This window comes from Streptomyces sp. NPDC056738 (assembly GCF_042790435.1).
Taxonomy (GTDB): domain Bacteria; phylum Actinomycetota; class Actinomycetes; order Streptomycetales; family Streptomycetaceae; genus Streptomyces.
Genome location: NZ_JBHTZF010000003.1, coordinates 394,031 through 415,584, shown reverse-complemented (window position 1 = coordinate 415,584; position 21,554 = coordinate 394,031). Strand labels below are relative to the sequence as shown.

27 protein-coding genes and 1 tRNA gene are annotated in these 21,554 nt (G+C 69.5%); 5 read left to right on the top strand and 23 right to left on the bottom strand.

The features are described from left to right. Positions 1 to 2: 2 nt before the first annotated feature. Both ACFRIC_RS09475 and ACFRIC_RS09470 read left to right on the top strand, forming a co-directional pair. Positions 3 to 1,298, top strand: a complete 1,296-nt coding sequence (locus ACFRIC_RS09475; protein ID WP_382781940.1) for a hypothetical protein — start codon at positions 3 to 5, stop codon at positions 1,296 to 1,298. A gap of 189 nt (positions 1,299 to 1,487) precedes the next feature. Then, the gene (locus ACFRIC_RS09470) at positions 1,488 to 2,621 is read left to right on the top strand and encodes an amidase domain-containing protein (RefSeq protein ID WP_382781937.1); all 1,134 of its coding nucleotides are present in this window, start codon (positions 1,488 to 1,490) and stop codon (positions 2,619 to 2,621) included. 317 nt (positions 2,622 to 2,938) lie between these two features. Here ACFRIC_RS09470 and ACFRIC_RS09465 read toward each other — a convergent pair whose 3' ends face one another. From ACFRIC_RS09465 to ACFRIC_RS09455, 3 genes are all read right to left on the bottom strand, one after another. Beyond that, entirely contained in the window at positions 2,939 to 4,240 is a 1,302-nt protein-coding gene (locus ACFRIC_RS09465) for a hypothetical protein (RefSeq protein ID WP_382781935.1), read from the bottom strand. A 65-nt stretch (positions 4,241 to 4,305) separates the two neighbouring features. Then, complete coding sequence (locus ACFRIC_RS09460) at positions 4,306 to 4,458, bottom strand: hypothetical protein (protein WP_382781932.1); 153 nt, start codon at positions 4,456 to 4,458, stop codon at positions 4,306 to 4,308. A gap of 154 nt (positions 4,459 to 4,612) precedes the next feature. After that, a complete protein-coding gene (locus tag ACFRIC_RS09455; protein WP_382781929.1) occupies positions 4,613 to 5,416 on the bottom strand; it encodes a DUF4097 family beta strand repeat-containing protein in 804 nt (267 codons plus the stop codon). Positions 5,417 to 5,750: 334 nt separating this feature from the next. Here ACFRIC_RS09455 and ACFRIC_RS09450 point away from each other — a divergent pair. The 3 genes from ACFRIC_RS09450 to ACFRIC_RS09440 all read left to right on the top strand — a co-directional run bounded on the left by ACFRIC_RS09450 (position 5,751) and on the right by ACFRIC_RS09440 (position 7,545). Then, positions 5,751 to 5,825 (top strand) — tRNA-Val (locus ACFRIC_RS09450). A 480-nt stretch (positions 5,826 to 6,305) separates the two neighbouring features. Next, entirely contained in the window at positions 6,306 to 6,539 is a 234-nt protein-coding gene (locus ACFRIC_RS09445) for a helix-turn-helix transcriptional regulator (RefSeq protein WP_382781927.1), read from the top strand. Positions 6,540 to 7,296: 757 nt separating this feature from the next. Then, positions 7,297 to 7,545: a GntR family transcriptional regulator gene (locus ACFRIC_RS09440; RefSeq protein ID WP_382781925.1), complete on the top strand. Its 249-nt coding sequence runs from the start codon at positions 7,297 to 7,299 to the stop codon at positions 7,543 to 7,545. 51 nt (positions 7,546 to 7,596) lie between these two features. On the opposite strand, the gene ACFRIC_RS09435 is transcribed toward ACFRIC_RS09440, so the two are convergent. From ACFRIC_RS09435 to ACFRIC_RS09340, 20 genes are all read right to left on the bottom strand, one after another. Next, complete coding sequence (locus ACFRIC_RS09435) at positions 7,597 to 7,773, bottom strand: hypothetical protein (protein ID WP_382781923.1); 177 nt, start codon at positions 7,771 to 7,773, stop codon at positions 7,597 to 7,599. 92 nt (positions 7,774 to 7,865) lie between these two features. Next, positions 7,866 to 8,135 (bottom strand): hypothetical protein, encoded by a 270-nt coding sequence (locus ACFRIC_RS09430; protein WP_382781921.1) that lies wholly within the window; start codon positions 8,133 to 8,135, stop codon positions 7,866 to 7,868. Between the two features lie 9 nt (positions 8,136 to 8,144). Next, a complete protein-coding gene (locus tag ACFRIC_RS09425; protein ID WP_382781919.1) occupies positions 8,145 to 8,915 on the bottom strand; it encodes an N-acetylmuramoyl-L-alanine amidase in 771 nt (256 codons plus the stop codon). A 69-nt stretch (positions 8,916 to 8,984) separates the two neighbouring features. Further along, on the bottom strand, positions 8,985 to 9,329 hold the full coding sequence (locus tag ACFRIC_RS09420; RefSeq protein WP_382781916.1) for a hypothetical protein: 345 nt from the start codon (positions 9,327 to 9,329) through the stop codon (positions 8,985 to 8,987). Continuing rightward, on the bottom strand, positions 9,329 to 9,574 hold the full coding sequence (locus tag ACFRIC_RS09415) for a hypothetical protein (protein ID WP_382781913.1): 246 nt from the start codon (positions 9,572 to 9,574) through the stop codon (positions 9,329 to 9,331). The genes ACFRIC_RS09420 and ACFRIC_RS09415 overlap by 1 nt, the downstream gene beginning before the upstream one ends. Before the next feature lie 64 nt (positions 9,575 to 9,638). After that, positions 9,639 to 9,845, bottom strand: a complete 207-nt coding sequence (locus ACFRIC_RS09410; protein ID WP_382781912.1) for a hypothetical protein — start codon at positions 9,843 to 9,845, stop codon at positions 9,639 to 9,641. Continuing rightward, on the bottom strand, positions 9,842 to 10,609 hold the full coding sequence (locus ACFRIC_RS09405) for a hypothetical protein (protein ID WP_382781910.1): 768 nt from the start codon (positions 10,607 to 10,609) through the stop codon (positions 9,842 to 9,844). The genes ACFRIC_RS09410 and ACFRIC_RS09405 overlap by 4 nt, the downstream gene beginning before the upstream one ends. Next, positions 10,609 to 11,694, bottom strand: coding sequence for a hypothetical protein (locus ACFRIC_RS09400; protein ID WP_382781908.1), 1,086 nt, complete (start codon positions 11,692 to 11,694; stop codon positions 10,609 to 10,611). Before ACFRIC_RS09400 ends, ACFRIC_RS09405 begins: the two co-directional genes overlap by 1 nt. Beyond that, the gene (locus ACFRIC_RS09395; RefSeq protein WP_382781905.1) at positions 11,691 to 12,725 is read right to left on the bottom strand and encodes a hypothetical protein; all 1,035 of its coding nucleotides are present in this window, start codon (positions 12,723 to 12,725) and stop codon (positions 11,691 to 11,693) included. The genes ACFRIC_RS09400 and ACFRIC_RS09395 overlap by 4 nt, the downstream gene beginning before the upstream one ends. A 13-nt stretch (positions 12,726 to 12,738) precedes the next feature. Beyond that, positions 12,739 to 13,605 carry a phage distal tail protein gene (locus tag ACFRIC_RS09390; protein ID WP_382781902.1) on the bottom strand — a complete coding sequence of 289 codons (867 nt, stop codon included), beginning with the start codon at positions 13,603 to 13,605 and terminating at the stop codon, positions 12,739 to 12,741. A gap of 12 nt (positions 13,606 to 13,617) precedes the next feature. Continuing rightward, positions 13,618 to 17,676, bottom strand: coding sequence for a phage tail tape measure protein (locus tag ACFRIC_RS09385; protein WP_382781900.1), 4,059 nt, complete (start codon positions 17,674 to 17,676; stop codon positions 13,618 to 13,620). Positions 17,677 to 17,679: 3 nt separating this feature from the next. Next, a complete protein-coding gene (locus ACFRIC_RS09380) occupies positions 17,680 to 17,976 on the bottom strand; it encodes a hypothetical protein (RefSeq protein WP_382781897.1) in 297 nt (98 codons plus the stop codon). Between the two features lie 20 nt (positions 17,977 to 17,996). Next, complete coding sequence (locus tag ACFRIC_RS09375) at positions 17,997 to 18,518, bottom strand: hypothetical protein (protein WP_382781894.1); 522 nt, start codon at positions 18,516 to 18,518, stop codon at positions 17,997 to 17,999. Then, positions 18,518 to 18,997 carry a hypothetical protein gene (locus ACFRIC_RS09370; RefSeq protein ID WP_382781891.1) on the bottom strand — a complete coding sequence of 160 codons (480 nt, stop codon included), beginning with the start codon at positions 18,995 to 18,997 and terminating at the stop codon, positions 18,518 to 18,520. Before ACFRIC_RS09370 ends, ACFRIC_RS09375 begins: the two co-directional genes overlap by 1 nt. A 64-nt stretch (positions 18,998 to 19,061) precedes the next feature. Beyond that, complete coding sequence (locus tag ACFRIC_RS09365; RefSeq protein ID WP_382781888.1) at positions 19,062 to 19,394, bottom strand: hypothetical protein; 333 nt, start codon at positions 19,392 to 19,394, stop codon at positions 19,062 to 19,064. A gap of 16 nt (positions 19,395 to 19,410) precedes the next feature. Further along, the gene (locus tag ACFRIC_RS09360; RefSeq protein ID WP_382781885.1) at positions 19,411 to 19,821 is read right to left on the bottom strand and encodes a hypothetical protein; all 411 of its coding nucleotides are present in this window, start codon (positions 19,819 to 19,821) and stop codon (positions 19,411 to 19,413) included. 2 nt (positions 19,822 to 19,823) lie between these two features. Then, positions 19,824 to 20,237 (bottom strand): hypothetical protein, encoded by a 414-nt coding sequence (locus ACFRIC_RS09355; protein WP_382781883.1) that lies wholly within the window; start codon positions 20,235 to 20,237, stop codon positions 19,824 to 19,826. Then, positions 20,234 to 20,641 carry a DUF6093 family protein gene (locus tag ACFRIC_RS09350; protein ID WP_382781880.1) on the bottom strand — a complete coding sequence of 136 codons (408 nt, stop codon included), beginning with the start codon at positions 20,639 to 20,641 and terminating at the stop codon, positions 20,234 to 20,236. Before ACFRIC_RS09350 ends, ACFRIC_RS09355 begins: the two co-directional genes overlap by 4 nt. Continuing rightward, a complete protein-coding gene (locus tag ACFRIC_RS09345; RefSeq protein ID WP_382781879.1) occupies positions 20,638 to 21,201 on the bottom strand; it encodes a hypothetical protein in 564 nt (187 codons plus the stop codon). The genes ACFRIC_RS09350 and ACFRIC_RS09345 overlap by 4 nt, the downstream gene beginning before the upstream one ends. 10 nt (positions 21,202 to 21,211) lie before the next feature. After that, on the bottom strand, positions 21,212 to 21,553 hold the full coding sequence (locus ACFRIC_RS09340; RefSeq protein ID WP_382781876.1) for a hypothetical protein: 342 nt from the start codon (positions 21,551 to 21,553) through the stop codon (positions 21,212 to 21,214). Position 21,554: the final 1 nt, after the last annotated feature.

The window sequence follows — 21,554 nt, the reverse complement described above, 5'->3', positions numbered from 1 at the left end:
GTATGAACTCGAAGCACAGCCGGCGCCGGCGCCGTGAGTCCGATCCCGCTTCCGCAGCCGCCTCCGCCCGCCAGGGCTTCGCGGCCATGACGGCCTTCCTCGTCGTCACCTCCACGGCGGCCACCTACCTGGCCCTCAACACCGACCACACCACCCCGGCCGCGTCCGCCCGCGCGCACGGCCCGGCCACCAAGGTGAAGAAGGAACCGCCGTGGGACGGCAAGATCCATGTGCTGGGCGACGGCTCCACGTCCTACACCGGCCCGCAGAAAGGCGAGTTGAAGGCCGTACCGCTCAAGCCCGGTGAGAAGCCTCCCCAGTTCGTCGTCTTCTCCTGGGACGGCGCCCTCCAGGGCGACGACGAACTCTTCTCGCACTACCGGCAGATGGCCGAGCAGTACAACGCCCACATGACGTTCTTCCTGACCGGCATCTACCTGCTGCCCAAGGACAAGAAGACGCTCTACGAACCGCCGATGCACTCGCCCGGATCGGCGGCCATCAGCTACGCCACCGACGACCACATACGCACCACGCTGGAGGAGCTCGGCAAGGCGTGGAAGGGCGGCAACGAGATCGGCACCCACTTCAACGGTCACTTCTGCGGCGACAAGGGCGGCGGGGACTGGAGCGTCGAGGAGTGGGAGAGCGAGATCAACCAGTTCTTCGACTTCGTGGAGAAGTGGAGGACCAACACCGGCTACACGGACCTTCCGTCGCTTCCCTTCGACCCGTCGAAGGCCATCAGTGGCGGGCGCGCGCCGTGTCTCGAAGGACAGAAGAACCTGCTCAAGGCCATGAAGGCCACGTCGAAGGAGTACAACTGGCGCTACGACGCCAGCTCCGCGGGCGACTTCCAGATATGGCCCAGGAAGAAGGAGGGCGTGTGGGACTTCCCGCTCCAGATGCTCCCCTACGAGAACGGCAAGTACCAAGGCCTGTCCATGGACTTCAACTTCCTCTACAACCAGTCCGACGGTGAGACCGAGGGGAACCCGGCCCAGTACCCGCAGTGGGAGCAGGAGACGGTCAACTCCTACATGGCCGGATTCAACCGCGTCTACTACGGCAGCCGGGCACCGCTGTTCATCGGCAACCACTTCGAGGACTGGAACGGCGGCATCTACATGAAGTCCATCGACCAGGTCATCAAGAACGTGTGCACGAAGAAGGGCGTGAAATGCGTGTCCTTCCAGGAGCTGTCCAACTGGCTCGACGTGCAGAAGCCCGAGACCCTGGAACGCCTGCGCGGCCTGGACCCCGCCCAGTCGCCCGACTGGTCGACCGTGGTGAAGTAGGGCCCGCCGCCGGGACGGTGACCCCGCTTCCGTGTGGTGACCCCGCCCCGTACGTCGAGATCAACTTACCTCCGACATAAGGGACTTGGTTGTAGTCGACGCGAACTCCCCCCGGAGTCACCACAGTTGAGTGGGACATGTAAAGATTCCCTTCCCTGGAGTCCTACCGGGGATCAAGGAGAATCTTCAGTGACACCGAAGAACTTAAGCCGCAGTTGTTCCGTCGTGGGAGCGCTCACCCTCTCCGCCCTCCTGCTGCCCCTGTCCACCGCCCACGCGGCGGCCCCCGCCCCCCGCGTGACCGCGGCGACGGCCGATGCCTTCGGCCGCGTGGCCGACGCCGTCTTCACCGACCGCACGGCCGCCCTGCTGGACACGGCCCCGAAGGCCCGTACGGCCCTGAAGGCGACCACGTCCGGCATCCGGGTCTCCGGCACCCTCGCGCAGACCGAGACCACCGCCGTCACCGCGCTGCACGGCACCCGGTCCCGCCTCGCCGCCCTCGGCGAGGCCTACAGCGCCGCCGACACCCAGGTCACCGTGGACCGGACCCGGCTCACCGGCCGTCACGCCACCGCCTGGGTCACCGAGACCACCACCCTCACCTACCGGAAGATCCGCGGGGACGAGCCCGCCACCACCGGCTTCCGGGCCCACCACGTCCTGACCTTCGCCGCCCGGCCCGACGGAACCTGGAAACTGACCGGCGAACGCTCGACGGACAAGGGCCCCCGGCAGATCAACCAGCCCGTCACGACGAAGCCCACCAGAACCACGATGGCCGCTGTCGACGCCCCCCGGGCAGCGACCACGTACCCCGCGCCCGCCAACCCCAAGAACCTCACCGGCGGCCCGTACGACTACGCGGGCATGGCGACGTACGCCGAGAAGTACTGGAAGAACTACAACCCCGCCTACCGCAGCTTCAACTCCGTCGGCGGCGACTGCACGAACTACCTCAGCCAGTCCCTGATGGCGGGCGGCTGGGCGACGGTCGCGAGCTCCGCCGAGGAGTACGGCACCTGGAACTACACGGCGTCCACCCAGACCGACACCTGGGTCGGCGTCAACGAGTGGTCCTGGTTCACCCAGACCGCCCACCGCTCCACGCCCCTCGCGAACGTCTACCAGATGGACGTCGGCGACGTGATGCAGATGGACTTCGACAAGGACGGGTCCAAGGACCACTCCATGATCACGTCGTACCGCAGCAGCGGCGGGGTGCCGTACCTGACCTACCACGACACCGACACCTACCGCCGCTCGCTGTCGAGCCTGCTCGCGGCGTACCCGAACGCGGCGTACTACGCGTACCGCACCTGATCGGCGTCCAGGGTCCTCTCCCCGGCGAGGTAGCCGGGGGGAGGCTCCGCGGGGAGGTTCCCTCCGGCGGAAACTGCCCGGGGGGGGGGCCTCGGCGAGCGGGCGGGCGGGGGCCTCGGGGCGAGGCCGGACGGGGGAGAGACTTGCCGGGCCGGATTCCCGGTGCGGATCCCCGGTTCGGATCCCCGGTGCGGACCTCTGGTTCGGATCCCGGTGCGGACCGTTGGTTCGGACCCCCGGTCCGGAACCCTGGTTCGGACCCCCGGTCCGGAACCTTGGTTCGGCCCCCCGGTACTTCCCCAGGCGCCGCCGCGCTCTCAGACGCCGCCGCGCTCCTCGCGGATCTGCGTGACGACACGGGCCACCGTCTGCCGCACCGCCTCCGTCTCGGTGAGGAAGTGCCAGTAGTCGGGGTGCCGGCCCTCCAGCGTGGCCACGGCACGGTCGAGCCGCGCGACGGAGTCGTCGAGCGGGCGGGCCTGCCGGGGGTCGGGCGTCGAACGGCCCGCCATCGCCAGCCGCTGCGCGTCCCGGATCGCGAACCGGGTGCGGTCGATCTCCTGCTGCGGATCTTTCTGCACGGCGTTCAGCCGCCGCAGCCGGTCACCCGCCGCCGACACCGCCTCGTCGGTGCCGTTCAGCAGCGCGCGCACCGTCGCCAGCAGCGAGGTCGCGTCCGGCCAGCGCTGCGCCTCACGCGCGGCCCGCGCCTCGTTCAGCTTCGCCTCGGCCTGCCGTACGTTCTCCGCGGCCTGCTCCGGCACGTGCTGGAGGTCCTGCCAGCACGCCGCCGAGAACCGCCGCCGCAACTCGCTCAGCACCGGCTCCACCTGCCCCGAGCGGGTCGTCAGGGCCTGCGCCCGGGTCCGCAGTGAAACGAGCCGGTGGTCGATCTCCGCGGCCCGCTCCGGGAGCCGCTCCGCCTCCGAGCGCACCGCCGCGGCCTCACGCGAAACCCGTTCGGCCCGCTCCAGCGTCTCCGGCACGCCGTGCTGCCCGGCGCCCTGGTTGAGCTTGGTCAGCTCGGGGGCCAGCGCGGCCAGCCGTGTCGCGAGATCGTCGGCCTTCAGCCCCGACTGCCGTACGGAATCGAGGGCGTTGGAGGCGGCGAGCAGTGCCTGCCGGGCCCGCTCGACGGCCGGCGCCAGCCGGGCGAGCTGGGTCTCGGCCTTGCCGAGCAGCGGCCCGAGGCTCAGCTCGAACCGGTCCAGATCGGCCTTCACACGGCCGAGTTCGTCCTTCGCGGCGACGAGCTCGGTGCGGGCCCGTACCGCGACCGACGCCTCCAGCTCGTCCCGGTCGAGATCATGGGCGTCGACGGCGGTGATGTACTTCTGGCTGGCCTCGTCGATGCGCCGCCCCAGCGCCGCGAAGTCGGAGACCGCGCGCCGGGCGGCCGGGGAGTCGTCGACGGCCGTGATGGTCTCGATCGAGATCCGCAGGTCGCGCTGGGCGGTGTCGAGCTCGTAGAACGCCGCCGCGGCGGCGTCCTTGGCGGCCTGCGCCTCGGCCCGGTGCTCCTCGGACCGTCCGCCGAACCAGCGCCGGGTGCCGCCCCCCGCGAAGGCCGCGGGCAGCGCGAGGGCGGCCAGCAGGGGCAGGGCGACGAGCGTGAGCACGTCACGGGCGGTGCCGGACGTCGGGCGTGTCGGTGAGGTCGCCCGCGTTTGCGGGACCGGTGGCGTCAGAGGGATCCGTGGGCGCCCGTGCCGGAGCCCGAGACCGCCCTTGCCCGGGAGGCCGAGACCGCCCGGGAGACGGAACCGCCCCCGGAGGCCGAGAAGGTCCCGGAGGTCCCAGGGACGTGCAGGGCGTGCTGGGCGTGCTGGGCGCGCATGCTGTGCAGGCTGTGCTGGGCGCGCAGGCCGCGCGGGTCCCGAGAACGGCGAATACGGCCGCGAAGGTGTCGCCGTCACATCCCTCTCCCGTGCTGTCATCCGCCTTGCCCGGCTGTCATTCTCCCACCGGTTGAAGACGAACACACGGGCCGATCAGTTCGCTGTTCGTACCGTGATCTTTCCGTCGTCGGTGTGCGCGGAGACCCGGTGGGAGCTGGAACCGTCGCGCGGCACGTCCACGTGGACCGAGCCGTCGCCGCTCGCGGCCGTCACCCGGTAGCCGGCCCGGGGCAGCACGATCGACACGGAACCGTCGCCGCTGCGGGAGTCCACCAGGTCCGGCACGGTGCCGAGTTCGAGCCGGATCGACCCGTCGTCGGTACGGGCCAGAACCCTGCGGGTGTCCACGCCGACGGCCCGGATGGAGCCGTCGCCGCTGCGCAGATCCAGCGCGCCCGAGGAGTCGCTGACGTGTACCGAGCCGTCGGCCGTACGGATGCTCAGCGCCTCCGCGAAGCCCTTCGCGCTGACCCGCCCGTCCCCGTCCTCGACCTTGACGGCCACCCCGCGCGGCACGACGATCCGGTGCCGGGCCGAGCAGTCGGCGACGACGCCCGAGCACTTCATCCGCAGCACCAGCCGGTCCCCGTCCTTCATGGCCCAGGTGACCCGGGGGTCTCCGCCCAGGGCGACGTGGCCCTCGAACCACCGGGTGACCTGGACCTCACCGGCCTTCGCGGAGTCCGACACCACGAGATCGAGCGCGGAGTCGTCGGAGTCGACGGTCAGGACCCGCCCGTGCAGCCCGAAGGACCGCTGCTCGGGCTCCTTGTCGTCCCTGGCGGAAGCCCCACACGCACCGACCGTGGCGACGAGCCCGACCGCGAGGGCGGTGAGAGCGGCGGCGCGGGTACGGTCCCGGCTCCCGCCGATGCCGCGGTGGCGTGTACTGGCCATGTCGATCTCCCCCTGGATACCGGTCTGCGATCACGTGAATGCCTGAATGCCTGAACGCCTGGACGCCTCGCTCCCTCGCCCAAGCGGGTCGCCGAAGCCTCTTCGACGGTATGCACGCACGAAGCCCGGATCGATCCGGCCCGCTCCCGAATGAGAGGTGGGGATAACCCCCGCCCCGCACCCCCTGACCGTTCCCCGACGAGCCCCCACCCGCAGACCCCTTGTGCCCCCTCGCCACGGACGACCTCTGCCCCTGCCCCTGCCTGGCCACCAACTCGCCCGATACGGGTTTGCGGGGCATCCCCCCGGGCGATGTAGGCTGTCGACTCGTCCTGGGCGCGTAGCTCAGTGGTAGAGCGCCGCCCTTACAAGGCGGATGTCGGCGGTTCGAAACCGTCCGCGCCCACCAGGTTGACCAGCAGATAGGCCCCGTAACTCCCAGGTCAGGGAGGGTGCGGGGCCTTTCTCGTGCGCTCGCCACACGGTCTGGCTACGCACTGCCTACGACCTGGCTACACCCCTACTACTGGGGGGCGTCCCCTAAATATCCCCTAAACGATCACGGTGAACGCGCAGGTCAGGCGGGATATCGGCAACCCCCGCACTCCCTCGGGAGTGCGGGGGTTGCCTGTGCCGGGACGCGTCCGGGAGGGGGCACCGTCCCAGTGGCGCCCGGCACGTTCAGTGGGCGTGTGAATGAATCGTCAACACTCTGTGTGGCGCAAGTGAATGATGCGGCTCCGCTGACATCCGTGCAAGAGGCATTGAAGCACGTTCACTCGAACAAGTGTTTTATATCTGAGAGTCTTGCGCTCTGGCCGGAACGTAGCTTCTCAGATGTACCAACGATGGTACAGACAATGATCGTCTGCGCAGCCAGCGTGAACGGGTGCCGAACGACCCGATGCCCGACTGGGTGCTCACCCGCCGCCGGGCCGTCGGCGATCAAATCCGCGCCGCACGCCTGAGTCACAAACTGAGCCAGGAGAAGCTGGGCGAACTCGTCGGCCTCGACCGCAAGACGGTCAATCGGATAGAGCAGGGCGCCTACGCCACGCTCCTCGACCACCTGATCCTGATTGCCCAGGCCCTCGACGTTCCGCTCTCCGAACTGGTCCAGTGACGGGCAGCCGCCCCGGGCCGTGCGAGGCGACCGCCCACCCGAGCCCCGACCCTTTGCCGTCGCGGAGCCCGGGGTCCTAGAAGCTGGTCTTGCTGTACGGGTGCCAGTGGCTTCCCGTGTGCCCGACCGGTAGGCAGCAGTGCTTCCCGCCGTTCGGGTGCTCGACCCAGCAGTAGCCCGAGATTCGGGCGCGATCCGGCTTTGGCTTGGTCGGCTTGCTCACCGCGACCTCCTTGCGCCGGCGGATCGTCGGCTCGCCGCCCGCCACTGTCGGCGCAGCGCACCAGCCCGCGGGCATTCGCGATCGGGGACTTCCCGGCACGTGCCGCACGTCGTGCAGTGAGAGAGCAGGGCTCCGTACTCCACCGGTGCGATCGGTTGTACCGTTCGGGCGCTCACGACTGGACCGCCTGAGCCAGAGGCGTGAGGCCGCGCTGCTCGCGACAGGGGGCGCACGCATACACGGGTCGCGGGGGGCCGGAGGTCCGCTCGGTCACATCCACCGGGACTGCGGTCTCCGACGGCCCCCTGTGATAGTCGCAGCGGCCCGGAGCGCCCTCGGGGGCTGTGCCGCGGTCCGGAGCGCGCGTAGGCTCTCTCATGCCGACTCCAACCAGTCGTCCAAGCCCCGGGCCGTGCCATCGGCCGCGGGGGTTTTCTCTGCTCGGATGCTACGCCCACTTAGTACGTCTTGGCACGTCCTCGGACGGGCTACGTAGATCTATGCCTGCATGAGCGGTGCTCTTACGGTCGCAGCATGATCCACCTCGACCGGGACGCTATGACGCCGCTGTACGTGCAGCTCGCCAACGTGCTGCGCGAGCGCATCCGCGAGGGCGAGATCCCCGTAGGCCGGCGGCTCCCCTCACAGGCTGAGCTGGAGGTGGAGACCGGAGGCGTCGTGTCCCGCCGCACGATCAAGACGGCGCTGGAGCTGCTCGCCACCGAGGGCCTGGTGCAGGGGGTCCAAGGCAAAGGTGTCTACGTCATCGCCGTCCCGAGCTGAACCCGGACATGACGAAAGCGGCCCCGCCCTCCGAAGAGGGCGGGGCCGCGGTCATCGTGCGAAGAGGGCGACGGCGCCCGTCGCCGCTCCAGCCACACCGGCGAGGACGCCGATGGTGGGCAACGGCCACCGGCCTTTTTCCAGGGTGCGGATGCGGGTCTCGTGGTCGGCGACGTCCTTGCCGAGATCGTTCATGCCCTGGCCGATGCTGTCGAGCTTGGTCTCCACTCGGGTCAGTCCATCGCTCAGGGATCTCAGCTCCTGGTACATCTGTGCCGAACTGATGTAGACGCCCGCCGGGTCCGAGGCGGGGGCCCCCATCAGACGCCGGGCGCCGAGCTGGCGCTGTAGCGCTGGCCGAAGCCGCGAACGAACAGACCCTTCACCAGGGAGACAGCCGCCGCGATACCGGCCGTGGCCGCGCCCTGCCAGAAGGAGACGTGCAGCATGTCGCCGGGGCCGCCCGCCAGAGCGACAGCGCCGGCAGCGCCGAGGAACGTCCAGAGGACGCGTTCGATCAGGTCGACGGCGTAGGTCTTCGCCGTCTTCACGACGGTCTCAGCTTCGCCGGGCAGCGTGAACTCGGGCATGGGACTACCTCACTTCTTTTCGAGCGCGGAGACGCGCGACTCCAGGGCGGTGAGCCGCTGCTCTGTGGTGGGCTGCGGCTTTGGAACGGGGGGCGCCGGGATCGGCGCAGGGAGGGTGATCGGCGGGGACCACTTCGCCGGGTGCGCCAGCCGCTGCTCGACGTCCGCCCGGAACTGCTTGCCGGTGAACGCGAACTTTCCGCGGGTGCCGTATCCGTCGACCGGGCCGAGCGGGTCGACCTTGCCCTCGATCGAGGTCTCCTTGTGGCAGCCGCACGACTCCTCTGACCAGCCGTACTCCCGGCAGATCGCGGCGTTGATCCGTACCCACGCGTCGTACTGGGCGCGGGTGTATGGGTCAGTGCCGTTGCCCAGGTTCTCGGTCTCGATGCCGTATGAGAGGTCGTTACCATCGACGGTGCCTGTGCTCTTGGCCGGCGCCGGGTGCGTGGACTCCTCGTTGAGGAACGAGTCGTAGGCGTTGCGCGCCATCAGCCCGGCGTGGTTCGCCCGGCCTGCGCTGCACAGTGTGGCCAGGCCGGACTTCGCCAGGTGGATGTGGGCGAGCGGCGGGGGCAGGCCGGGGACGCCGGTCTTGGCGACGACGGCGAGCGAGTCGCGGCCGGCGGTGTGGTGGTTGAGGATCATGTGGACCGGGCCGAACGGCTTGCCGGTCTCGTCGTCCCGCTCGCGGGTGCGCCAGCCCGGGTACTCGGCGACCTTAACGCCCTCCGCCTTGAGGATCGCTATCAACCGGTCCGGGGTCAGTGGTGAGCCCATGGGGTCTCCAGACATGAGAAAGCCCCGGGCCGGGCGGCGCGGGGCGGACGTGTGAGAGCAGACGGCGACTCAGGAGTCGCATTCCTCCAAGGAGTGCCAGGACCCAGCGGCGAAGGAGGCCTCGATCCAGCCGCACGCGCAGTACCGGAACGGCTTCCCGTGCGCCTCGGGCGTCGGGCACTCCTCTGTGCTCGGCGTCGCGTTGCCGTCGTGGTGCGGGACGAAGCGGTGGAAGAAGAGACCGGTCGGGTTGAGGACGGCCAGGCCGACCTGGGTGGGGTGGTCGGGGGTCGTGTTCTCCTCGGTGACGATCGCGGCGCGGCACCGGGAGTTGTAGGCCTGGCTGCCGTCGGCCTGGAGCGGTGTCCCGTGGGAGACGTAGTGGACGGTCTGGCCGATGCGAGGGAGCACCATCAGACGCGTCCCGGCCAGGTCCAGCGGCACAGGCCCATGCCCTCGTTGAGGCTCTCGACGAGGACGAGCGACGTGCGCCAGTCCTCCGCCTTCGGGGCCGCGTCGGCGAGGATCCGCACGTTCACCGTCGTGTCGTTCCAGACGCGCGTGATGACCGCGGGCGCCTCGTCAGCGCCGTTGTTCGTGGCAGGGTCCATGGGGACCCGGACGATCCGTCCGATGGACGGTGCCTGTTGCTGGGACATGAGCCCTCCAGGGCATGAGAAAGGCCCCGGGCCGGGCGGCTCGGGGCGGGCAGAGGGGATGCGGTCAGGGCATCTGTGGCTGCGGGTCGAGCAGCGTGGCGGACACGAGCGTCATCGGCGCCTGACACAGGCCGCACTCCACGACAACGTGGCCCCCGTTGGAGTAGCAGGGGTTCACCTCGAACTCCTGGTTGTAGTTCTCGCAGGCCTCGCTGACGTCCTGGGCGGTGACCGAGTACCAGAGGCCGGGCTGGAACGTCACATCGCTCATACGCCGAACACCCACCAGTTCACGAGGGTTGCAGTGGTGTTGGTGCGCGTCGCCCACACGGTCAGGCCCGTCGAGGACGGGGACGTCGCGCCGACTCCGGTGACCTGGGTGCCGGGCACGGTCGTGGCCGCCGATGCGTAGCCGAGGAACGTGGTCCCTTGGAGGCTCAGGCCCGTGACGTTTATCGAGGTGGGGGTGTTCGCGGCACTCGGCGTGATGCTGACCTGCCCGAACGCCATATTCCCCGCGGTCAGGACACCGGCCACGTCCATGTCGCACGCGCCGCTCTCCCCGACCCCACCAACTGTGCGGGTGCCCGCGACGAGCACGGTGGGGCGGCCGCCGTCCGAGCCGGATGTCAGGTCGACCACGGCCGCCCAGTCCGTCGCGCGGGGGGAGCCTGACGCCAGCATGAGGTCGCAGCTCCCGCCCGCGATAGCGGTGAAGGCGGCGAAGCCGGGAACGGCGACCACTTCCTCGTCGACCGACTGGAAGCGCAGCCTGCCTGACGACAGGGCCGCCACGACCGGAATGCCGTCGACCTCTGTGACGCCGAAGGTTGATAGGCCGCCCCCGCCGTCCTCGGACGGGCCGAGCTCGGCGAGCAGCGTTGTGCCGTCGGCTGCGTACACGCGCAGGGTGCCGATGCTCGCGGCCACCATCCGCCGTGCCGCCCGCATCTCCCTCATCTGCCGCTTCAGCGCGGCGATCTCGCGGGCGAGTGTGGTCGGGTCGGTGGGGAGCTGCTCAAGTTGCCGCGGCATCAGGACTCCTCCACGAGGATCGGGCGGACGTTGTTGGCGCCCGGGTCGAGCTCCCACGCCCAGCAGCGGGCCGCGAAGTCGGTGCCGGCCGGGTGGCGCGGCGAGTGGTCGACGGCGAGGCGGATCGAGTCACCGAGCCCCCAGTCCCGGCCCAGCCGTGGTGACTGCGAGGCCACGCCCTGGAGCGTCCACACCTGGCCGCCCTGCGCCATGAGGCCGAGGGACTTCACGGCGTGCGCCGTGAGCTGGTCGGGGTCGTTGACCCCGGTTGCCGGGGTGTAGCGGTACTCCCAGATGGGCCACCCGTTCGCGGTCAGCGCGGTCGCCTGTTGCACGCCGGAGGTGAGCCGGGACTCGCCCTCGCCCTCGCCGCGGGCGATGACGCGGGTCGCGCCCTTGCCGCTCTCGTAGGACTCGCTGAGCACGTACTCGGCGATGCAGCCCGGGTAGTCGAAGACGGCCTCGGGCGTGGTGGTCTGGACGCCGATGGCAGAGCGGACGCGCAGGGGGAACTGGAACCCGGTGTGGGCCGCGTTCCAGACGACGTCGATCGTCCATTCCGGCCCGCCGTCGAGGCCCATGACCTCTTGCAGGCACGACAGGATGGACTTGTCGTCGCCGTCGGACGTCGGGTAGTCCATGAGCACGCCGGTGCTGACGGCGTCGATGACGATCGGCGGGCCGCCGGTGAGCGCCGGTGTCGCGAGGGCCTGGACGACGGCCGCCTGGTCCACGCCGACGAGGTTCTGTGTGCCGGGGAATCGTGCGTCGAGGTACGCCTCCAGGGTGGCCGCGCCGAGCTGCACGGTGGTGGAGCTGCCGCCGTCCCGGGGCAGGACCGCACCTCCCCACAGCGGGGTGTCGGTGGCCGTGTCGACGGCGACGAGCAGGCTCCGCCCGGGAGCGGTGGCCGCCTCCCAGTCGCCGGGCGCCCCGGACAGACTGAGGTCGGCCTGAAGGGTCGTGGGCGCACCAAGCTTCCGCGACAGGGCGCCCGTCGGGGTGAGGGACGGCAGGTCCTCCACGATGCCGCCGGTGCGTAGATCGCAGCCGTACCAGGCGAGCTGATATGGAGTGCCTGTCACGTCGCCGACTCGTACTGGAACGTCATTCGCAACTGGGCGCCCGTTGCGAGTGTTTCCGGGCGGGTTGGGGTCATGAAGTCTGTTCGGTTGTTCGTTGCAGACAGTGGGAAGAAGGCGGCGAGCGTGGTGGCACCCGGTGAGATGTTGATCTCTCCGTTCCATCGGTCCGTGCCGAGGAGCATGGCGTTGCCGATCAGGGACGCGCCCACGTTGGCCGCTGCGAACGGGATGGTGAAGTTGTAGTGACCGGACCCGTATGTCGTGTTGGAGCCGCACGTCAGGTTGATGTGGGCGATGACGGTTCGGCCGAATTTCTGGTAGCGACCGATGAGGGTTCCGTTGGCACCGACGGACGGGTTGGTACCAGAACCGGTCCAGACCGGTGTGTACGGCGTCCAGGCTCCCGGGACCTTTTGGTAGGTGTCCCAACTGCTGCCGTTGTAGCGGAGCAGGTCGGTGCCATTGTCGTAGAACTGGCCCGTGTACGGGCTCGGGGGAGCCGAGCTCTGCAGAGGCAGGATGCCGCCGGGAGCGACCGTGTACGGGAGCACGGCCTGGGACACGGTCGGTGAGCCGCCGCCGGATGCTGGCACGTTGATGGTGGCGAGCGGCATGTAAATCAGGGTTCCGGCCGGCGTCGGTGCGACCGGGCTCGCGGCGGCCGTGCCCGCCAGGTAGACGCAGTCCGCCTGGTTGAGGCCGGACGCGTCCACGCTGTTGCACCAGATCCGCAGGTACACGAGGTCGACGCGAGGAAGCGTGGCGTGCGCGGCGGTGAGGGTGAGCGTGCTCGACGACGTCATCGGCGCACGAAAGACGCCCTCGCCTGCGTAGTAGACGACGGCGATGCCGGAGCCCACGGTGATGGTTGACCCGGCGATCGATACGCCGAAACCGCCCGTCCCGGGGATGATCCCGCTGCGGGCGCCCAGGGCATTGCCGTTGTGCATGGTCAGCGCCGAGTCGATGCGCCGCAGCTTGTAGCCGTCCAGGGCGAGGCCGTCGATCCAGGATGGATTGGTGGCGGTCACAGGTGATCTCCTCTCACATCCAGGCGGAGCGCCACGAGGCGGTCAGCGTGGCCGTGCTGTTGTAGTAGCGGGCGCGGAACTGGAAGGACACCTGGGAATCGGCGGGGATGGTGGGCCAGCCGGTGGGGGTGACGAGGTACCGGCGCCGGGAGACCGCGCCGTTCAGCACGCACGTCTTGGCGTCCGTGTCGATGACGAGGCTGTCGCCCGTGACCAGGACATCGGTGTAGGTGAGGAACACGACCGATCCGTCCGGCATCTGGGTGAGGATCTGCGGGGTGTCGGCCGGCCCCGTGATGGTGAAGAGGGCCCGCGTCTCGAACGTCCCCTCGTTCAACGCGTCGATCTCCCCGGCCACCGTGGTCGCGGTGCTCGTCAGCGGCGGCGTGACGGGCGGTGTCAGACCGCCGCTGCTGGACGGCAGCCCGGTGGTGGCCGACTGGAGGGTGGTGCTGTACCTGCGCGGGTCAGCGGCGGTCACCATCACGCTGTAGGTCGCCGCCGTGTCGGTGACGTACTGCGCGAGCGGCTTGCCCGAGCGGACGACGACGGCCTGCTTGGGCGCGGTCTCCCACACGGTCAGCACAGTGTCGGTCAGTCCGGCCGCCGATCGGATTTGCTCCATCGCCCCGTCCAGGAGATCCCGGGACGGGGCGACGATCGTTCCGCCGAGGGTGATCGGGCGGGACCCCAGGTACACGGGGCCCGCCCATGAGCCGTGGTCGCCCTCGCGGTCCGTGAACTCGCTGCGGGACTCAGGGCTGTCCCAGCCCTCCAAGGTCTGGAGGAACCAGGAGACACCGTTGGAGTCGACGCGACCGAGATCGACGGCGCCCAGGCTGGCCTTGAGCCCGTCCAGGGCGCTGCCTGCTGTCGGCATGTGAGCCTCCCGTCAGACCGCGAAGGAGATGACGCGGGCGATGTCGTGCGCCTGCTCGGCGACGCTCTGCTTGGCGCCGTACAAGTTCACGGTGATCTGCTTGGACACCTCGCGGGCGATCGCGGCCGTGGACGCCCCACCGCCCCCGTACCGGCCGGCGGGCACGAGCTGGTAGCCCATGCCCGCTGCCGTTCGCGCCAGCAGCCCGACAGAGCGAGCGGTGCCGTTCCACGGGATCCACGACTCGCGGACTCCGGCCTCCGCGCCGAGAACCATCGTCGGTCGCGAGAGGATCCCGCCGGTCGCCATCGCCTTGCCGCCCTGCTGCACCCACTGCCGCACGAAGTTGTCTTTGTTCACGGCGGGCAGGCTGCTGATCTGCTTGGTCATCTTCGGGACCAGGGCGCGGATGGTGGCCACGTCCAGGCCGGCGGAGATGAGGTCGGCGAAGCCCCGGTTCGGGCCGCCGCGCAGCGTCGACAGCAGGATCAGCGAGTTCGACAGGTCCTCGCCTGTGAGGGCGTTCTGGGCCTTGCCAACGGCTGCGTTGGCGGTAGCCGCCTGGGACTTGCTCCCGGCTGCCTGGTGCGCGAGCTCCATGGCGCTGGAGTCGCCCTGCGCGGCGAGCGCCTGGGCCAGGTCCCCGAACCCGGATGCGGCCAGCTTCTGCAGGTCGGCGGCGAACTGCTGCGACTCCTTCGTCGACCCGTTGAGCTGCTTGGTGAAGTCCGCCAACGTCGCCTTCGCGAGCTCACCGGTCTTCTGCAACTTGCTGGTGATCGACTTGAACTGCTTGTCCGACGCCCCCGCGAGCGAATTGACGAGGCTGTAGCCCTCCTCGCCCATCCCCTCCAGCATGGTCTGGAGTTCCTTGCCGCCACGGCGGCCGATCTTCTCCAGGCTCTTGCGCCACTTCTCGGTGTCGTGGACTGACTCGTCGAGCTGGGTCTCGTAGGCCTTCAGGGAGAAAGCCTTCGGCGCGTGAGCGCCGTTCTTCAGACCCAGTTCCTTGTCGGCGGCGTTGACGGCCTTGCGGTCCTTCCGGACCGTGTCGTCGGCCTTCCTCTTCGCCTTCTTGGCCTTGTCGACACGCTCCTCGGCCGACCGCAACTGCGCGGCCGTGTGGTGCCCGTGCCTGACCTTCGACAAGTTCTTCTCGGCGGCCTTGAGGTCGTCGGCCTTCTTCTTGGCGTCCGAGAGCGCCTTGTTCAGCGCGTCCCAGGCCTTCTTGAGGTCCTCGATCTCCTGGTCGTAGCGCTGCTTGGCGTTCGACGGGCCGCCGAGCACGGCCTTCGAGGTGGGGGTGTAGGTGAAGCCAGGGATGCCGCCGCCGGCGAACCATTGGACGGCGCCGCCCAGCCGCTTCACCGCTTCGGCCGCGATCTGCCGGGACCGGGGGCGCTTGCTGGCCGCGAGCGGGATGTAGGCCTCGCCGCCCGTCTCGTCCTCGGCCCAGACCCGCCAGCTCCCCTTGGGAGCGAACTGGGCGACGTGGTTCTCGCGCATGCCGCCGTTGGCGTAGAAGGACAGGATCGACCCGTTCGCCTGCGCCCCCCAGTCGCGGTGCGCCGGCGCGACCGTGGACTGGGAGCCGCGCGTGTAGAAGGTCGTGGTCACCGCGACGGACTTGTCGTGCAGGTTGGCGATGGCCGCGGCGAGGACGGCCACGTTGTGCGCCTGGGTGCCGGTGGGCACCGTGATCACGATCTTCTTGCCCTTGGTGCGCTTGACCTTGAAGCCGAGGTCCTCGAGGTTCTTCTCGCCCTCCTTGGTCAGGGCGTCAACGGTGATCTTCTTGCCCTTGGTGTGACGGACCTGCTCTTGGACCCTTTCCAGGTCTCCCATGGCGCCGGCGGTCTTCGCGTCAATTTCCGTGGACACCACTACGGGCAACTGGCCGTAGGCGGCCGTCAGGGTGTTGATGGCGTCCTTCGAGAACCCGGCGGCACGCATCTGCTTCTTCAGCAGTTCGATGTCCTTGCCCAGGACTGCCTGCCCGGCCTCCTGGCTGTTCTTCTGCTCCGCCACTGCCTGCGCGTGGTCCATGGCCGCCTGGGCGGCGCCCAGGAACGCACCCTTGACCGCACGCCCCTTGGCGGTGGTGACGTCCAGGGAGTGGCCGTTCTCCTTCACGGCCGCGGACAGATCGTCGAGCGCCTGCTGGAAGCTGATCTCCTTCTCTCCAGCGCTGATGTTGACCCCGTTCAGGGAGTTCAGCGCCTCGGTCAGCTTCTCGGCCTCGGTGCGGTTGTCCTGCAACTGGTCTGCAGTGATTCCGAGCTGGGCCGCGAGTTCCTTCTGGGAGCTGGCGTTCGTCTTGGTCTGCACATCGACGCCAGCGAGCCCGTCGGTGTACTCCGGCATCAGGGTGAGCAGCTTTTCCTTGCTGGTTCCATCTGACGCCGCTGCGCCTGCCAGCTCGTTGAAGGCGTCGGCCGCCAACTGCGCGTTGCCGGACTGCACGAGCTGCGCAAGTGCCTGGTCGACAGCCGTGATCTTGTCGTGGGCCTCGTCCAGAGGGATCTGCGATTCACCGATGCCCTTGGTGATGTTGAAGGTCCACGAGTTGACGATGTCGGTGGTGCGGGCTTCCCAGTCCGGGTGGGCGACGCGCTGGACGGCCTCGCCGAAGCCGTCCAGGTTCTTGCCGAGCGACTTGAGGCCCTCGCCGGAGATCTTGCCGTTCTTGGCGAGGTCGACCAGCGAGGCCGCCATCTTCGACACCGACGGCGGGGCGTCCTTGAATTGATCTCTGATCGTCTGGCTCGCGTAGCCGATGGCCGCCAGGCCGGCCACGACCGCGGAGGTCTTGCCGAGCACGCCGAGGGCGATGCGCGCCCGTGCTGCGGTGACGCCCATGGAGGCGAGCGCGGCTCTGGTGGAGGCGATACGCGGCAGCAGCAGCAGGATGCCGGCGCCTGCCAGGGCTGTGGCGCCGCCGATGCCGGTGAACAGGGTGACGGCCTGCTGGAGGCCGGGGGGCAGGCTGGAGTACGCGTTGACCAGCCTGGTGATCCACTGGGTCATCGTGCGGAGTGACCCGGTGGCCGCGGAGCCGCCCTCGATCAGGGCGACCTCGATGGCGCCGCGGAGCCGCTCCAGGTCGCCGATGAGGTTGTCGGTCTGGACGGCGGCCATCCTGCCGGCCGCTCCCTGGTCGTTGACCGACTTGACGTACTTGTCGATGCCTTGGGAACCGAGCTCGTACATGATCGTGGCCGAGCGGACAGCGTCCGATCCGAAGATCGTGCTCATCGCGGCGTTCCGGGCTTCGGGCGTCAGCTTCGAGAAGCTGGTCTTCATCCGGCCTGCCATCTCGGACAGTCCGACGAACTTGCCTTGCGAGTCGTAGGCCGAGAAGCCGATCTTGTCCATCGCGGCTTTGGCCTCGTTGCTCTGGGGCGTGAGCCTCTGCAGCATGACCTTGAGCGATGTACCGGCGTCCGACCCGATCAGGGCGTGGTCGGCGAAGGCCGACAGGGTGCCGACCGTCTCCTCAAGAGACAGGCCGGTCTGGTGCGCGAGCAGGCCGCCCATCCGCAGCGACATGCCGAGCCCGTGCACGTCGCTCGCGCTCTTGTTGGCGCTGGCGGAGAGGACGTCGGCGATGTGGCTGACGTCCTTGCCGGCCAAGCCGAAGGTGTTCATGGTCTGGGCGGCGATGGTCGCCGACTCGGACAGGTCGAGCTGGCCGGAGGCCGCTAGGGCCAGGCTGCCCTTGAGGGCGCCGCCGGTGATGTTGGCGACGGAGACACCGGCGCGCGCGAGCTCCGCCTCGGCGTCCGCCGCCTCCGTCGCCGTGTACGCGGTGGTCTTTCCCGCTTCCAGGGCGGCGGCGCGCAGCTTCGCCATCTCGGACGACGAAGCCCCGGTGACCGCCTTGACGTTCGACAGGGCCTTGTCGAATTTGGCCGCTGAAGCGGCAGCCACCGCGAACCCGGCGAGCATGGCGGTGCCGACCGCCGCGCCGGCGCCCGCCAGCTTGGAGGTGTCGCGAGCCGCGGTCCGCATGCCGCGCGTGTAGCTGCTGATGTCGGCACGCAGGCGCACGGTGACACTGCGAGTAGCCACGGCTCACCTCCCGTTGGGCGCTTCGAGTTGGAGGTGCATGTGCAGGCCGTCGATGGACTCGCCCTTGTCGGTCTTGGCTTTCACGGTCTTGGCCGTTGTGGCGCAGGCGTGGCAACGGATGGGCTCGGCCCGGTACTTGAATTCGTTCGCGGGGTCCGTTGCCTCGCTCCACGGCTGCCGGCACTCCGGGCAGGTGTCTGCCTCGACCTCGGCGAGAGCGAACGCCCAGGCCCGGTCTTCCTCCAGGAACAGGGGCTCGCCCTCCGCGACGACCCGCCCGAGGAAGACACTTCGAGGCACGCCCCATGCCCGCGCGGTCTCTACTTCGCGTCGATGAGGGAGGCCAGGAGTGCGGAGGCGGCCACAGAGAAAGGGATGACGTCCGAGGCGTTATGGACGTCCCATGCCGCGTCGAACATCTTCTTGATCTCGCCCTCGTTGATGACCTCGAACAGCTCGACGACCTGCTCCTCGGTCATCTTCGGCTGGACGCACGAGGCCGCAACGAGGGCACGCGGGAACGTGACGGAGTCGAACATCTCCTGCGGGCTGTCCGAGGGGTGCGCGGCCACCAGGTCCGAGTAGGCCCGGTCGCCGATGTACCGGAACGTGAACGGCTCCTCGGAGGCACGGGCTTGCGCGAGCACCGTCTTGAGCTGTTCGGCGATGGCTCGGCCCGGGTGGACGTCCGTGAGGTCCTCGGGCTCCCAGTCCTCGCTGACCCGCGAGAGTTCGTCCTGGAGGCGCTCGGCCTCGCCCGCGAGATCACCCGCGAGGCAGACCATGACGGTCTTCTCCCGGGGCTTCGCGCGGGCGAGGATCTCCTCGAAGGTGCTCGGCATCAGACCACCGTCGCGGCGGTCGCCGGGGCCGAGGTGACCTTCATGGGCGAGGTGAACTTGGCGACCTCGTTGGCGGCGGGGGCGATGTTCATCGGCTCACCGCAGGTGATCGGGTAGACCTCGACCTTCTGGCCGGCCGAGAACGTGGTGGCGTAGGCGACGCCGCGGCGCACGCAGAGGTAGCCGCTCACGCCGTACTTCAGCGTCGTGAAGGGCAGGTCCTCGCCGCCGGTGGTCCCGCGCTTGAAGGTGATCTCCGCGTCGTAGCCGATCCTGCCGACCGTTTTGGTGTCGAAGGTGCTGGCCAGGGAGCTGGTGTCGACGTCTGCGGTGGACGGGTCCACCTTGAGGCCGTCGGGCGTGACGCGCGGCGTGTAGTCGGCTGCCGCGTTGAGCTCCGTCGCGGTCGGCGAGCTGATGTTGCCGATGCTGGCGGCCCAGCACACCTTCGTCATTCCGTCGTTGATCAGATCAGACATGGGGCCCTCCTCGGGGCATGAAAAAAGCCCCGGTCAACGGGGCGGGGCGGGACTGCGGGGAGCGTCAGATGGTGAGGCTGGCCACGGTGACCGATGTGGTCGACGAGTACGTGATCGATGCGCTCACACCGTCCGCGGCGGACGCGAAGAGCTTGTTGGTGATCGGTCCGATCATCTTGTCGCCGGTGGTCGCCGGGACCGTGACGATGAGATCGGAGCAGGGCTGCCCGTCGACCGTGGCGGTCGCCGTGATCGTGACGGTCATGCTCGAACCGTTCGTGTTCTTGACGTGCAGGAACGAACGGTCGCCGCAGAGAACCGTGGTGGACGCGGCCGCGGCCGAGTAGGTCGGGGTCAGGCCGGAGCGCGCAATGGCCTGCTGGGCGAGAAGTGCCATGAGGGGGATCTCCTGATCAGGCGGGGATGGACATCAGCCGGTACTGCACCGGCACGAACCAGGAAGGCGGGGTGGTGTCGTCGTCGCGCTGCACTGGAGGCCCGCCCAGATCCTCCGGCCGCCACGTCGCCCGGCCGTCCACCGCGAGGGGTGCTGACAGGGCGGCACGGGCCGTGTCAGCGGCCCAGAGCGCCCGTTCCATCGAGCCGCCCACACAGGTGATCTGGAAGGTCGTCGTGAAGTCGGTACGGGCGTCGGCGAGGGACTCCCGCACAGCCTGGCCGGGCTCCGGGTAGAGGACCACGTACTTGTCGGGTGGCACCCAGTCCGACTGGGTCGGCGCGCCGCCGAGATACACGGTCAGCTCGGCGGCCTCCAGCGCGGCCTGGACGGCGTCCATGTGCGGCAGGACAGTCGGTACGGCCATGGTCACCACCAGGCCAGACCACGCTCGGCGATGAGCGCCATCTGGGCCTCGAACCTGGGCTCTTCGACGTCCAGGGCCCGGCCGCCGTCGCAGTGTGGAGGGTTGTGCACCGAGCCGTATTCGAGGATGGCGCCGAGTGCGCCCTGCGAGCCGCGCGTCCGGTGAAGGTTCTCCGGACCGATGGTGGCCATGAAGATGTCCCGGCCGTATGCAGCGAAGTCGTAGTCGATCGTGCGCGGGTAGGCGGGGGCGTGCTTCGGGGCGGAAGCTCGCGCGTTGGTCTTCCAGTCCTTCTTGATGTTCGTGGCGCCCTTGCGGACCACCATGCTGGTGTCCCGGCGGGCGCGGGGGATCGCGCGGGCCAGATGTCGCTCGAGGCGCCGCACGTCGGACATGTCGAAGCGTGCGCTGCTCATGACCGGTCCTCCGTCCTGATCCGCCACGCTGTGGACTGGTCCGTGAACGCGGTGCCCGTCACCCACAGGACCAGGCCGGCCATGCGGGGATCGGACGACGCGGTCACCTCGATACGGGTGCCGGGAAGGACCCGGCCGCCGGGCACGGTCGTCGACCAGGGCAGGTGAACCTCGTACTCGCGTAGCACGAGCTCACGCTCACCGGCCGTGGTCTCCTGGCCGGTGCTCGCTGCGATGGCCTTCACCCGGGCCTTGCCGGTGTACAGGGTCGTCTGGGCGCCGGGCGTGGTGGTACCGGTGCCACGGTCGAAGGTGCCTTCTGCCTGCGCGTACATGCGGACGGTGTCCCGCATGCGCTCCTCGGCCGCCGCGCGCCCCGACGCCAGGATGGAGTCGAGGTTCACGGCGTGCCCACCACCCACACGCACCGCTCGCCGAGCTCGCGCTGCAGGGCGGTGAGTTCGCCGGGCAGCAGGTCACCAGCGGTCTGGGTGGCCTCGGCCGCGTAGGTCTCCCGGTAGTCGTCGATGGCCCGCTCGCGGATCCCGGCCTCCATACCGACCGGGGAATCCCCGATGCGGTTGGCGACCTGGCAGGTCAGCTCCACGATCCCGTCCGGCACCGTCTCCCAGCCGCGCCGGTAGGTGACCTGCACGCGATGCGCAAAGCAGGTGCCGAGGCGGAGGACCTGGCCGTCCCACCACCATCCGGTCAGCTCGGTGAGCAGCCCGTCCTCGTCGACCGCCGAGACGGACTGGACCTCGAGGACCGGCGGCGCCGGGAGCTCCACGCAGCCGCCGTCGACCGCGAGCTGGACGATGACGACGCTGGGAGTGATGGGCTGTCCGGCCGCGCGCCGGATACGGACCGACGCGCGGGTGAGCAGGGCCACCGCGGACGCCTCCGGCAGGCTGTAGCCGTAGGCGACGGCGTCCGCGGCCGTGGCCAGAGAGGGGAGTGGCACGGTTCCCTCCTCAGGTGCTCGGGGTGCCGTACTTCTCGATGAGGTCGGCCTTGGTCATGCCGTCGGCCTCTTCGGGGGTGGCGCCCTTCACGACGGCCCAGCCCACCCAGTCCGCCTTGACCGCCGTCTTGGCGGGCTCGGTCAGGGGAAGCCCCGGCACCTGGGCGCCGGGGGCCGGCACCTTCCCGGCGTCCGTCGCATCCTCGGAGGACGGCTCGATGTAGGGGGTGCCGTCCTCGTTGACGCGCTGCAGCATGCCCTTGCGCAGCCGTTCCTCGATCGGCTCGGGCAGCGGCAGATCCATCGCGTGGATGCCGCCCCCCTCCCCGCGCAGGTAGATCGTCTCGGCCATG

What these genes read in the sequence shown, in the direction of transcription:
- ACFRIC_RS09475 (WP_382781940.1), top strand. Translation starts at nt 3, where the DNA reads ATGAACTCGAAGCACAGCCGGCGCCGGCGCCGTGAGTCCGATCCCGCT.
- ACFRIC_RS09460 (WP_382781932.1), bottom strand. Translation starts at nt 4,458, where the DNA reads ATGCGCGCCCAGCACGCCCAGCACGCCCTGCACGTCCCTGGGACCTCC.
- ACFRIC_RS09455 (WP_382781929.1), bottom strand. Translation starts at nt 5,416, where the DNA reads ATGGCCAGTACACGCCACCGCGGCATCGGCGGGAGCCGGGACCGTACC.
- ACFRIC_RS09440 (WP_382781925.1), top strand. Translation starts at nt 7,297, where the DNA reads ATGATCCACCTCGACCGGGACGCTATGACGCCGCTGTACGTGCAGCTC.
- ACFRIC_RS09430 (WP_382781921.1), bottom strand. Translation starts at nt 8,135, where the DNA reads ATGCCCGAGTTCACGCTGCCCGGCGAAGCTGAGACCGTCGTGAAGACG.
- ACFRIC_RS09425 (WP_382781919.1), bottom strand. Translation starts at nt 8,915, where the DNA reads ATGGGCTCACCACTGACCCCGGACCGGTTGATAGCGATCCTCAAGGCG.
- ACFRIC_RS09420 (WP_382781916.1), bottom strand. Translation starts at nt 9,329, where the DNA reads ATGGTGCTCCCTCGCATCGGCCAGACCGTCCACTACGTCTCCCACGGG.
- ACFRIC_RS09415 (WP_382781913.1), bottom strand. Translation starts at nt 9,574, where the DNA reads ATGTCCCAGCAACAGGCACCGTCCATCGGACGGATCGTCCGGGTCCCC.
- ACFRIC_RS09410 (WP_382781912.1), bottom strand. Translation starts at nt 9,845, where the DNA reads ATGAGCGATGTGACGTTCCAGCCCGGCCTCTGGTACTCGGTCACCGCC.
- ACFRIC_RS09405 (WP_382781910.1), bottom strand. Translation starts at nt 10,609, where the DNA reads ATGCCGCGGCAACTTGAGCAGCTCCCCACCGACCCGACCACACTCGCC.
- ACFRIC_RS09390 (WP_382781902.1), bottom strand. Translation starts at nt 13,605, where the DNA reads ATGCCGACAGCAGGCAGCGCCCTGGACGGGCTCAAGGCCAGCCTGGGC.
- ACFRIC_RS09375 (WP_382781894.1), bottom strand. Translation starts at nt 18,518, where the DNA reads ATGCCGAGCACCTTCGAGGAGATCCTCGCCCGCGCGAAGCCCCGGGAG.
- ACFRIC_RS09370 (WP_382781891.1), bottom strand. Translation starts at nt 18,997, where the DNA reads ATGTCTGATCTGATCAACGACGGAATGACGAAGGTGTGCTGGGCCGCC.
- ACFRIC_RS09365 (WP_382781888.1), bottom strand. Translation starts at nt 19,394, where the DNA reads ATGGCACTTCTCGCCCAGCAGGCCATTGCGCGCTCCGGCCTGACCCCG.
- ACFRIC_RS09360 (WP_382781885.1), bottom strand. Translation starts at nt 19,821, where the DNA reads ATGGCCGTACCGACTGTCCTGCCGCACATGGACGCCGTCCAGGCCGCG.
- ACFRIC_RS09355 (WP_382781883.1), bottom strand. Translation starts at nt 20,237, where the DNA reads ATGAGCAGCGCACGCTTCGACATGTCCGACGTGCGGCGCCTCGAGCGA.
- ACFRIC_RS09340 (WP_382781876.1), bottom strand. Translation starts at nt 21,553, where the DNA reads ATGGCCGAGACGATCTACCTGCGCGGGGAGGGGGGCGGCATCCACGCG.